Annotated in this window: 13 protein-coding genes and 1 pseudogene; 7 read left to right on the top strand and 7 right to left on the bottom strand. The window is 73.1% G+C overall.

Annotated features, from left to right (window positions below; genetic code table 11):
* Positions 1-203: 203 nt before the first annotated feature.
* Positions 204-3,731 carry a carboxylic acid reductase gene (gene car, locus ACFXOZ_RS40765; RefSeq protein ID WP_380595088.1) on the bottom strand — a complete coding sequence of 1,176 codons (3,528 nt, stop codon included), beginning with the start codon at positions 3,729-3,731 and terminating at the stop codon, positions 204-206.
* Between the two features lie 79 nt (positions 3,732-3,810).
* Positions 3,811-4,539 carry a FadR/GntR family transcriptional regulator gene (locus ACFXOZ_RS40760; RefSeq protein WP_380595086.1) on the bottom strand — a complete coding sequence of 243 codons (729 nt, stop codon included), beginning with the start codon at positions 4,537-4,539 and terminating at the stop codon, positions 3,811-3,813.
* Positions 4,540-4,626: 87 nt separating this feature from the next.
* Between ACFXOZ_RS40760 and ACFXOZ_RS40755 the strand changes: the two genes are divergently transcribed.
* Complete coding sequence (locus tag ACFXOZ_RS40755; RefSeq protein WP_380522076.1) at positions 4,627-4,950, top strand: MarR family transcriptional regulator; 324 nt, start codon at positions 4,627-4,629, stop codon at positions 4,948-4,950.
* A gap of 63 nt (positions 4,951-5,013) precedes the next feature.
* Here ACFXOZ_RS40755 and ACFXOZ_RS40750 read toward each other — a convergent pair whose 3' ends face one another.
* The 4 genes and pseudogenes from ACFXOZ_RS40750 to ACFXOZ_RS40735 form a co-directional block, all read right to left on the bottom strand.
* Positions 5,014-5,214, bottom strand: coding sequence for a hypothetical protein (locus ACFXOZ_RS40750; protein WP_380522078.1), 201 nt, complete (start codon positions 5,212-5,214; stop codon positions 5,014-5,016).
* A 125-nt stretch (positions 5,215-5,339) separates the two neighbouring features.
* Positions 5,340-5,648: pseudogene (locus tag ACFXOZ_RS40745) on the bottom strand (ATP-binding protein); the annotation flags it as partial.
* A 600-nt stretch (positions 5,649-6,248) separates the two neighbouring features.
* Entirely contained in the window at positions 6,249-6,662 is a 414-nt protein-coding gene (locus tag ACFXOZ_RS40740; protein ID WP_380595084.1) for an ATP-binding protein, read from the bottom strand.
* A gap of 60 nt (positions 6,663-6,722) precedes the next feature.
* On the bottom strand, positions 6,723-7,178 hold the full coding sequence (locus tag ACFXOZ_RS40735) for an STAS domain-containing protein (protein ID WP_380595082.1): 456 nt from the start codon (positions 7,176-7,178) through the stop codon (positions 6,723-6,725).
* Positions 7,179-7,476: 298 nt separating this feature from the next.
* Between ACFXOZ_RS40735 and ACFXOZ_RS40730 the strand changes: the two genes are divergently transcribed.
* Positions 7,477-7,650 (top strand): CsbD family protein, encoded by a 174-nt coding sequence (locus tag ACFXOZ_RS40730; protein WP_380522086.1) that lies wholly within the window; start codon positions 7,477-7,479, stop codon positions 7,648-7,650.
* A 56-nt stretch (positions 7,651-7,706) separates the two neighbouring features.
* On the opposite strand, the gene ACFXOZ_RS40725 is transcribed toward ACFXOZ_RS40730, so the two are convergent.
* Positions 7,707-7,868, bottom strand: coding sequence for a YqaE/Pmp3 family membrane protein (locus ACFXOZ_RS40725; protein WP_380453000.1), 162 nt, complete (start codon positions 7,866-7,868; stop codon positions 7,707-7,709).
* Between the two features lie 183 nt (positions 7,869-8,051).
* Between ACFXOZ_RS40725 and ACFXOZ_RS40720 the strand changes: the two genes are divergently transcribed.
* From ACFXOZ_RS40720 to ACFXOZ_RS40700, 5 genes are all read left to right on the top strand, one after another.
* On the top strand, positions 8,052-8,375 hold the full coding sequence (locus tag ACFXOZ_RS40720; RefSeq protein ID WP_380595080.1) for a plasmid stabilization protein: 324 nt from the start codon (positions 8,052-8,054) through the stop codon (positions 8,373-8,375).
* A 103-nt stretch (positions 8,376-8,478) separates the two neighbouring features.
* Positions 8,479-8,634, top strand: a complete 156-nt coding sequence (locus ACFXOZ_RS40715; RefSeq protein WP_380595078.1) for a hypothetical protein — start codon at positions 8,479-8,481, stop codon at positions 8,632-8,634.
* Between the two features lie 209 nt (positions 8,635-8,843).
* A complete protein-coding gene (locus ACFXOZ_RS40710; RefSeq protein WP_380595076.1) occupies positions 8,844-9,188 on the top strand; it encodes a hypothetical protein in 345 nt (114 codons plus the stop codon).
* Between the two features lie 118 nt (positions 9,189-9,306).
* Positions 9,307-9,792, top strand: a complete 486-nt coding sequence (locus ACFXOZ_RS40705) for a flavin reductase family protein (RefSeq protein WP_380522094.1) — start codon at positions 9,307-9,309, stop codon at positions 9,790-9,792.
* A gap of 283 nt (positions 9,793-10,075) precedes the next feature.
* A complete protein-coding gene (locus tag ACFXOZ_RS40700; RefSeq protein WP_380595074.1) occupies positions 10,076-10,627 on the top strand; it encodes an HAD-IIIA family hydrolase in 552 nt (183 codons plus the stop codon).
* The last annotated feature ends 90 nt before the right edge of the window (positions 10,628-10,717 follow it).

The raw sequence follows: 10,717 nt of genomic DNA, 5'->3' as shown, positions 1-10,717 counted from the left end.
GCTCCGACCCGAAGGCCTTCCCCCCGGACGCCTACGTCCACGCCTTCAACGCGGACGGCAAGGAGATCTACAACCAGAAGACCCAGCCCAACACCGACGACTCCCGACGGTAGGCGCCGTCGACCGGCCCAGCGGCGGCGAGCTCCCCGTACTCCCCGCCGCAGGGCCGGCGACGGCGGACCCTGCGGCGGTCACGGGTCGTGTCATATCAGCTGGTGCGCCCGGAGATCGGCCACGTACTTGGTGATCAGCTCCGGTGACAGGTGGGGGATGTCGTCGCCGTCGTCGAGGGCCGCGGCCCGTACTGCCGCGCGGAACCGGTCCGCCGGCAGGGCGGATCCGGCGAGTGGCTGTTCCGGCTCGGTGAAGGCGTGCAGCAGCGGGAGCAGCGAATGCCGGCGCCGGCGGTCGGGCAGGCCGCGCAGGGCGGACTCGAAGCGGTCGATCCACTCGGCGTGGTCCTGGACGCGGGTCAGGGGGTGTCCGGCTGCCAGCAGCCAGTCGACGACCGTGTCGAGTGAGATGCCGTCGTCGTGCGGGTTGACCACGTTGTACGTCCGGTAGCCCTCCCGTGCGTCGTCACCGAGCGAGGTGACGGCCCGCGCGGTGAAGTCCACCGGGAGCGCGTCGAAGTGCCCGCGCACGGCGCCGCTGCCCGGGGCGTAGAAGCTGCCGGGTGCGATGCCGGTCGCCAGCAGGCTCAGCACGAGGCGGGTGAAGACGTCCGGGACGTTGAGCTGACCGCGGTAGCGCGGGTGCGCGAGGATCATGTTCGAGCGGAAGACGGCGACCGGCAGACCGAAGGCCTCGTGCGCCTCGCGCAGCAGCACCTCGCCGGCCCATTTGCTGGCCGCGTAGCCGTCGGCGTAGCCACCGTCGAGCTCGCGTGCCCCGCCGGCGGTCCGGATGTCCGCCGACTCGTCGGCGGCCGCCGCGTTCCCGAAGACGACGGCGACCGTCGACAGGTAGGTGAACTGCTTGATCCGGGAGGTGACCGCGAGCCTGATCAGTTCGGCCGTTCCCAGCACGTTGGGGCCGAACAGCTGGCCGTAGGACAGGACGTGGTTGACCAGTGCCGCCGGGTGGACGATCAGGTCCACGGTGTCGGCCAGCCGCTGCCAGGTCTCCTCGTCGAGCCCGAGGCCCGGTTCCCCGATGTCGCCGGCGACCACCTGGAGGTGCCGGGCGGCGGACTTCCGGTAGCGCTCCACGAGGTCCGGGTCGCCGCTGTCGAAGGCCGCGTCGAGCCGTGCCCGGGCCGCCTCGGCGGAGGAGCCGCGGACCACGCACACCAGCGTGCCGCCGCGCTCCGCCACTCGCTCCAGCCACTCCAGGCACAGGAATCGGCCCAGGTAGCCGCTGGCGCCGGTCAGCAGGACGGTCCGGGCCGCGGGCAGCGGGCCGGCCGGCCTCAGCCGTCCGGCCTGCTCGACGGTCCGCGCGTCGAGGAACGCGTCCAGCCGCAGCCGGGCCGCGTCGAGCCGCGTCGCGTCCGGGCCGTGGACACTGTCGGCGGTGGGACGGCGGTGCTCCGCCGCGAGCGCCCGCTCGATGTGGTCGGCCACCCGTTGCAGCGAGTTGACCGGGTTGATGATCACGTCGACAGGGACGTCGACGTGGAAGGTCTCCTTCATCAGCTGGGAGAACGACAGCGCCGTGAGGCTGTCACCGCCGAGTTCGAGGAAACGGGTGCCGGGGCCCACGACCCCGTCCTCCACCCCCAGGAGCGCCTGCGCGGCCCGGAGCACGGTCGCCGGCACCGGCTGGTCGGTGGCGGTCCGGCGCAGCGTCCGGAGTTCCTCGGCCTCCCGGTCGGACAGCCGGGTGTACAGCGCTTCGAGACGCTCGCCGTACCGTTGCGTCAGGGCCGGCCGCAACGGCTTGCGCACCCCGGAGAGCAGCCCGTTCTGCTGGGTGAACGGCTCGGTCTCGACGAGCAGGTCCCGTGGGATCTGGTAGGAGTTCAGCCCCGCCTCGGCGGCGAGCTGCTGCAGGGACGCCCGCAGGACCGGCCTCAGTCGCCGGACGTCCCCGTCGACGCGGTCGAGGGCGTCCTGCGTCGGCACGACCACCGCGAGCAGGTAGGCGCGGGCGCCGCTGCCGTACAGGAAGATCTGCCGGACGAGCGGGCTGCCGTCGTAGAGCGTCTCCAGGCGGGAGAGGGCGACGAATTCGCCCTGGGAGAGCTTGACGACGTTCGAGCGGCGGTCCACGTACCGCAGTTCGTCGGGGCCGACGCGGGCCATGATGTCGCCCGTGCGGTAGAAGCCGTCCTCGTCGAAGACCTCGGCGGTGGCGTCCGGACGCCGGAAGTACCCGGGGACGAGCCGGTCGGACCTGATCAGCAGCTCGCCCCTGGGGTACGGCGAGTCGGTGCCGAAGTACCCCAGTTCGGGTACGTCGACCAGCTTGTGGTCGGTCACCGGCGGGCGCTGCACCCGGCCGTCGAGCGAGATGATCCCGCCTTCCGTCGACCCGTAGCCGTCGAGCAGCCTGACGTGGAAGCAGTCCTCGATGAAGGCCGTCGTCCCCTCGCTCGGCGGGGCCGAGCCACTGACGGCCCGCAGGAGGCGGCCGCCCATGACCTTCTCCCGCAGCTCCTCCTTCACCTGCTCGGCCGCATCACCACCGGTCCCGGCCCGGCGGGACGACTGCGCCCGGTAGTGCTGGAGCAGCAGGTCGCAGATGCGGGGCACCATGACGATCTCGGTGGGACGGACCAGGGAGAGGTCCTCCAGGAGGGTCGACAGGTCGTTGGACGCCGCGAAACAGGCCAGGCCCCCCTTGGCGAGCGTCCCGAACAGCACTCCCCTGCCGATCATGTGGCTCAACGGCAGGTAGTTGAGCGTGATGGCGGGCCGCGCCGCCCGGTCGGGCAGGAAGTCGACCCAGAACTGCCGGACCAGACGCTCGGTGTACATGGCGCCCTTCGGGGTGCCGGTACTTCCCGAGGTGTAGATCAGCGCACCCAGCGCGTCGGCCGCCGACCCGTCGGGAACCCGCCGGAGCGACGGCAGCGCCCTTCCCCGCCGGACGACCGACGCCAGCGGGTCCAGGGCCACTGCGCGGCCCAGCGCCGCGAGCCGGGCGGACGCGGACTCCAGCTTCTCCTGGTGGGCGGTGGCCCCGGGCCGGTGGCCGATGACGACGATCCTGCCCAGCGAGGGGGCGTTCGCCGCGACGTCGAGCGCGACGTCCAGCTGGCCGACGTCCACCACGAGCAGGCGCGGTCCGGCCTGTTCGACGATGGGGGCCAGCTGCGCCGCCGGGGCACCCGACGGCAGGGGGACGGACACCGCGCCGGAGCGGACGCAGGCCAGGTCCGCCACGGCGTACTCGGCGCTCGCGGGCCCGAGGAGGGCGACGAAGTCGCCGGGGCCGAGCGCCTGTTCGGGGTGGTGGCGCCACTCGGCGGCCACCGCGCCGACCCGCTCCCAGAGTTCGCGGTAGGTGAGCGTGTCGAACCGCGGCAGAAGGCGCAGTGTCGTGCGGCCCGTCTCCGGGTCGGTGACCTGCTCGGTGGCCCGTTCGCCCAGGGCAGGGCGGTCGGCGTACGCCTCCATCACGGTGGCCACGAGGTCGGCGAGCGGCAGGTCGGGGCGCCGGATCGCCTCGGTGACGGCGTCCAGGGGCGCGGCGTCGCGGAACTGGGCGTCGGTCGCGTACAGGTGGGTGCTTCGTCGGTCGGTACGGGCGTCGAGTTCGTCGGCGGGGAGGTGGGAACGGGACACGGATGATCTCCTTGGCAGCCGGGAAAGCCTGTTCAGGCGTGCGGTGCGGAGTGCCGGGGCACCGGGGTCGGCCGCGGGCTCACCGGTCCTCGGCCGCGCGTGCGTCAGCGGCGCCGTGGTCGTCGGCGGCACCGTGGTCGTGGGCGAGCCGGACGATCGCGGCCGCGGCGCCACGAGCGCCGCCCGCGTCCCGGGCCTCGATCGCGTCGACGAGCCGCCGGTGCAGGCCGGCGTGCTCCTCGGCGTGGGCCGTGTCCCAGGACAGGCCCCCCAGGTGCGAGGTGAGCGCCGTGCCGAGGTGGTCGTACACCTCGATCAGCAGATCGTTCCCGCTCGCCCGGACGACGGACCGGTGGAAGAGCGCGTCGACGTCGGTGGCCGCGGCCGCATCCTCGCCGGCGACGGCCGCTTCGGCGTCGGCCAGCAGCTCCCGCAGCTGCCGCACCTGCTCCTCACTGCGGCGCAGGGCCGCGGCGCCCGAGGCGTACTCCTCCAGGACGGTCCGCAACTCCAGCACGTCGTCCCGCTTCGCGGAGCCCGCCCGCCGCACCAGGACCGACTGGAGCTCGCTGGAGGAGCGGACGTAGGTGCCGTCACCTGCCCTGGGTTCCAGCAGGCCGAGGTGTACCAGGGCACCGATCGCCTCCCGCAGTGTGCTGCGTCCGACCCCGAGCTCCTCCATGAGGACCTGCTCCGGCGGGATCCGCGTCCCGACCGGCCAGCCCCCTGCCTCGATGTGCGAGCGGAGGCTCGCCACGAGCTGGGCGGAGAGGCTGGCCGTTCGCCGTGGTGCGCTGATGGGTTTCATGGAAGCACCATATACAAACATCAGACATTTGAACATCGTCCTCGGACCTGCCTGCTGACGCGTCAACCGCTGCACGCATGCGCCGTTGTGTCTCGGCAGCCGGGAAACCACGCCCGCGTCCTGGTCCAGACCGCCCGCGACCCCGGCATCCGCGTGCGCGACATCGCCTCCTGCCGCCTGCTCACCGAACGCGCCGTCCAGCGCATCATCACCGACCTGGAACAGGCCGGGTACCTCAGCCACGAACGCCAGGGCCGCGCCAACCACTACCGCGTCACCGCGAGCAAGCAGCTGCGTCACCCCGCCGATGCGGGCCCGACGGTCTCCGAACTCCTCGCCACGCTCCTGCGCTCGACCGCCGACGGACACCGGGACCCGGCGCCCACCGCGCTGGAGTCACCCCGGCCCTGACGGACCTGAGGCCTTGCCCTGCGCTCCTGCCGCCGGGCAGCTGGTCCTGGCTGTCGCGGGCGGTCAGGGTGCCCGGGTGCCGGCCGCCGGCGGTGCGCTCGCCCGACCGCGCTCGGCCTCGTTGCGCTCCTCGTGCTCCCTGGCCTCCTTGGCCTCCTCCTGCTCCTTGGCCTCCTCCGCTTTCGCCCGGACGTCCGCCGGCGTCGGCGCCGTGATGTTCCGCTGTTCCGCGGACCGCTCCCGCGTCTGCTCGTCGTTCGACATGGTTCATCTCCTCCTCTGCACGGTTCCCCCCTCGACCCGGCGTCTCCCCGGGCGGCCGGGACACACACCGGGCGCGCAGGCGTCCGAAAGGCACTGTCCTCCTCGCCGACACGCGCACCTCGGCGTCACCCGGCGGGCAGCCGCAGCTCGCACCAGACCGTCTTGCCCGGCCCCGTCGGGCGCCACCCCCAGCGGAGTGAGAGCCGGTCCGGCAGGAACAGCCCGAGGCCGCCCTGCCCGCCCGCCCGGTGCGTTGACCGGGGCGATGGCGGCCACGGGCTGGCGTCACTGACCTCGATCCGCAGCCGCCCACCGGCGCGGATCAGGAGCAGCGCCCGCGATCCGCCGGTGTGCCGTAGGGCGTTGCCGACGAGCTCCGAGACCAGCAGGACGGCATCGGCCAGCGCCCTCGGATCGGCGGTGTCGGCGAGGAAGTCACCGGTGAAGGCGCGGGCCTAGGCAGCGGTGCCCGGTTCTCCTGGGCATCGGGTGAGTGCCAGGTAACGCCGACGGGTCTGCGGCTCGCCCGGCGGGGCTTCTTCCCCCAGGACCTGTGCCCGGCTGCGTCCAGCGAGGCCCCGGAGACACCCGGGTCGGTGTCGGCGAACGGCCGGTCGTGCTCGGCCATCGCATGACTGCCCCACCCGACATACGACTTTCCAGTCATGTTTAGCCCGGTTTACTATCTTTTGCGCGGGTAGACGCCTGGGCGGTGCACCGGCCGCCCATTCGACGACGAACGGGCGCGGGCCGGCACACGCGCTCGCTCACCGAGCGTGTCCACTCCTTCCGACGAGGGCGAAGCCATGACGATTCCGACGCCGCCGGATCCGGACACCGAACCGATCCCGCATCCCGCTCCGGTGCCCCGACCGGGCGAGGACCCCGACCCGCCGTCACCGCCGATCCTGCCGTTCCCGCGGCCCGAGCCGTACCCGGACCCCGATCCGGCACCGCCGCCGGTACCGCACCCCGGCCGGTAGCACGGGCCGACGGCGTCGGAGGACCGGGGTCGTCATCGGAGACCGGGGTCGTCAGAGGGGGCGGCGGACGTGGCGGTCGAGCGGGGAGCGCACCTCCAGCCAGACCTGCTTCCCACCGTCCTCGGGCACACATCCCCAGGCCCCGGCCAGCCGGTCGACGACCCGCAGCCCGTGACCGCCCGGCCGCCCCGGCTCGGCGGCGGGCCGCAGCCGCGGGGGCACCGGACTGGCGTCCGTGACCTCCACCCGCAGCCGGGCCCCGTCCCAGTGCAGCCGCAGTTCGCGCGGGCCTCCCGGCGCGTGCAGGCAGGCGTTGGTCACCAGCTCCGAGACCATCAGCAGGACGTCCTCGGTGACGGCCGACTGCTCGTCGTCGGCGGCGGGCAGCCAGCGCCAGGACCGCAACGCGTCCCGGCTGAACTCACGGCTGCGCCGCACCGCGCCGTCGACCCCGCTGAACGCCATCCGTCTGGTGCGTTCGCGGCCCGGTGACGGACCCTGCCCGGGGAGGACCATCACGTCCCCTCACACCGGACCGGTCGGCGGAGCGGTGCCGGGCGCCTCCGGCAGGTCCGGCGGGTCCGGCAGGTCCGGCAGGTCCGCCGATCCGAGCGCCGACCGGACGTCCGGGTGGATCCGCAGCACGCTGTCGGCTCCCGTGATCGCGAACAGCCGCGCCACCATCGGGCGCAATCCCGCGAGTTCCAGGCGCAGCCCGGCCTCCTCCCGCTCGATGCGGGCACGCAACAGGAGGTTGAGCCCGGTCGAATCACAGAACCGCAGGTCCGCCAGGTCGACCACGACCCGGTCGATGCCGTCGCCCACCGGGCGGGCGAGCACGGCACGCAGTTCACCCGCCGTGTCGTGGTCCAGTTCCCCCGCCACGCCGACGACGAGGACCGCCCCCCGGCGGTCCACCGTCACCCGCAGCTCGCCCCCGTCCCCCTCGGCCGTGGTGGAATCCTCGGCTGGCCGTGGCATGGCACGCTCCCTGACCGGTCGGGACGGCGATGTGCCGTCCCGCCCATCATGCCGCGCACCACGGTCGGCCGCGCGAACGACCGGGGCCCACGGGGTCGCCCCCGGTGTGACCTGGAGTACCGCCCGCTCGTCGTCCATGCCCCGCGTCTGCCCGACCCCCTCACGGCTACACGCACCGACGGGCAGGAGGCCGAGGCGCTCAGCACGGCACGCCGGGGTGCTCCGGGTGTGAAACCGGTCCGCCCGGGCAGACGCAGCGCGGGGCGCACCCCGCCCCCGTACGAGAGGAGCGCACACGATGGGTACCGAGAACAAGCTGCGCAACGCGGCGGAGAAGGCCCACGGCAAGGCCAAGGAAGCCGTCGGCAAGGCCACGGGCGACCGCACCGTCGAGGCCGAGGGCCGCGGCAAGCAGATCAAGAGCGACCTCAAGCAGGCCGTCGAGAAGGTCAAGGACGCCGGGAAGCACTGACCCCGACACCCGGCACCCGGCGGCCGCCCCGCGCGGCCGCCGGCCCGGTGCCGCGGTCAGTCCTGAACGACCTGGTAGATGCCGTAGACGACACCGGGCACATGGCCGCAGAGCTGGAGCAGGAACGCCCACAGCACCTTCATGCTCGGGCCGTCCTTGATGAGCACCGCCAGCCACGGCAGCACCAGGCACAGGAGCACGAGCAGAACCTTCACCATGATCTTTCCTCGCTTCCCGTCCGCCGGTGCGAACGCGTATCGGAGCGGCTGCCCACCCCCCGCAGCGGCAAACTGCGGCCGTCGGCCCCGATGGGGCCGACGCGGCGACCGCAGCACTCACCGCACGCGTGGGATCGCAGGCCAGGGGTACGCGCCGGGGCACCGCACACCGGAGGAGGAACCATGCCTGCGGGTTCGAACAAGAAGCGTGAACGCCAGTACGAGCACATCAAGGACAGCGCGCTGGAGCGCGGGGAGAGCCGGAAGCGGGCCGAGGAGATCGCGGCCCGGACCGTGAACAAGGAACGGGCCCGGCACGGCGAGTCGAAGACGGCCAGCCGCTCCTCCCTCCACGACATCTCGTCCTCCCGGCGCGGTGGACTGCGTTCGCACTCCGGCTCCCAGGGGCCGACGAAGGAGCAGCTGTACAACGAGGCCAGGCAGCGCAACATCCACGGCCGTTCGACGATGAACAAGAAGGAACTGGCCAGCGCCCTGGGCCGCTGACCGGTCCTCAGGAACCGGCGGAGCGGTCGGCGCCGAGAGGCGTCGGCCGCCGAGATCTGTTCACCCGGCCCGGCAGGCGGTGTTGCTCCGCCACCGGCCGACCGTGGTCGGAGCGTCGGCAGACCCGGCGCTGGCGGAGTGCCAGGCCGCCTCGGTCCGTCTGCGCGAAGCCCTGGCTGCGGGCACGGACGGCGCGGGCGTCCTCGGCGCCTACCAGGCGCTGGCGTGGCTGTGCGGCCACCACGACGACCGTCCCTGACCGCTGCCGCTTCGCTTTCGGAAAGGTGCCGACATCGTACCCAGCTCGAACAGACCACTCCGGTGGAGGAGCCCTCGTTCCCGACCTGCTCCTCCGGTGGGCTTGGGGTCCGACGGCGTGAAGGACACCGGCAGCTCTGGCCACCGGCGAGCGGGAGCGCTCGAGCCGCCCGGGAGGCAGCTGAGGGCCGACGCACATAGGTTGCTCGCATGACAACAGACGAGGCGACGATCCCCGCGGTGGGGGCGCGTGGCCTGGACGAGGTATTCGAAGTGACCAAGGCGGCCAACCGGCACCCCTCGCCCCGCACCGATTTCGAGCACGGAGTGCTGGCGTCCTACCAGTGGGCCTCCGGTGTCCAGACCGAAGCCCCCGTGACCGAATTCGCGTCGCCCGGGACCGGGGGGCCTTGCCGTGAGCAGCTCTTCGCCGAATGCCGCAGCACCGCCGTGAGACTGCGCGCCGCCCTGAACGACGGTGCCGACGCCGGCTACGCCCTCGGCGCCTACCAGGCACTGGCCTGGCTCTGCGGCCACCACGACGACCATCCGTGACCCGGCAGGGTCCCTGCGGCGACGCGCACGCAGGCACGTGGCGCTGCGTCCCACGGACGGCGGACCGGCTTCACCAAACGCGGCCATGGCCCGGGAATCCGCAGGAAGGAGCAGAGGCGTGGGTCAATTCGAGGCGTTCAGCGCCCTGTTGGACTATTCGGTCTATGTCGTCACCGCGGCGGTCGGTGAGGATCGCGCGGGGTGCCTGGTCGGCTTCGCCGGCCAGAACTCGCTGCACCCACCGCGTTTCACCGTGTGGATCTCCAAGGCGAACCGTACCTACGCCGTCGCGTCACGGTCACGGGTGCTGGTGGTCCACTTGCTCCCCGCACACCGCCACGACCTCGCCGAGCTCTTCGGTGCTCGCACCGGTGACCGGATCGACAAGTTCGCGGCCACCGCGTGGGAGCCCGGTCCGGGCGGAGTCCCGGTCCTGACCGGCGCCATGGCCTGGTTCGCCGGCCACGTCCTCGACCGGGCCGACTGGGGCGACCACGTGGGATTCCTCCTCGCCCCGTTCGACACCACGACCACGTCGCACTCCAGCGGTGGGCCGCTGACCTTGCACGACGTGAAGGACATCAACGCCGGACACCCGGCGTAACCGGGCAGACCGCCTGGGGTGAGGTGGGACGGGGCGGGCTGGTGACGACTCCCCGAACAGCTCTCGGCGGCGGGAAAACCGGCTCTTCCCCACCCTGCGGCTCCGTGCTCCGGCCCCGGAGCTGCGCCGCTGCTCGCGGCGCGTGCGCCAAGCCGCCTCGGCGGCTCCAACCGGGCCGGTCCGGGGACCTCCGCCCGGCACGGGCATTCCCTGACCGGCGAGCATGGCCGGCACGCCGCCCGTGGGCCGTTTGACGCCGGGCACGGCGGCAACCCGCAGGAGTATGACGTACCTAGGAGAAACCGTACCGACCGTCCCGCAGCCCCGTTCGGCCGGCGACCGGCCGGACGGCGCGGACGGCACCGGCCCGTGGTTGTACAGCCGCAGCGGCCCCTCCGGGGCTGACGGACCGACTGGTGCCGTGCTGTTCGGCCGGGACGGCACCCTCCTCCAGGATGTGTCCTGCAACGGCGATCCCGCCCTCGTCCTCCCCATGGCGGGCGTACGAGGCGCCCTGACGGCCCTACGCGGGGCGGGCCTCGCCATCGGCGTGCTGACCAACCAGCCGGGCGTCGCCCGTGGCCTGATCGGACGCGCGGAGGTCGAGGCCGTCCAGGCTCGTGCCGAGCTACTTCTCGGCCCCTTCGACGTGTGGGCGGTCTGCCCCCACGGCAGGCACGACGGCTGCTCGTGCCACATGCCCTCGCCCGCTCTGGTCTCCGCCAGCTGCCGGGCCCTCGGTCTGCCGCCCGCCCGGGTGACGGTGATCGGCTCCGGCGACGCCGTGATCGCCGCTGCCCTGGATGCCGGCGCCCGCGCGATCCGCGTCCCCTAGGGCCTGTCCGGCGGATCTTGGCAGATCAGCGCGCGGCGTTGGGCGCCCGGCTGGGCGTGCGCCCGAGTCGGCCTCGTACTGGACGTACTT

Origin of the sequence: Kitasatospora sp. NPDC059160 (assembly GCF_042755465.1) — a bacterium.
Classification (GTDB): Bacteria; Actinomycetota; Actinomycetes; order Streptomycetales; family Streptomycetaceae; genus Kitasatospora.
This window is presented reverse-complemented; position numbering and strand designations above follow the sequence as displayed.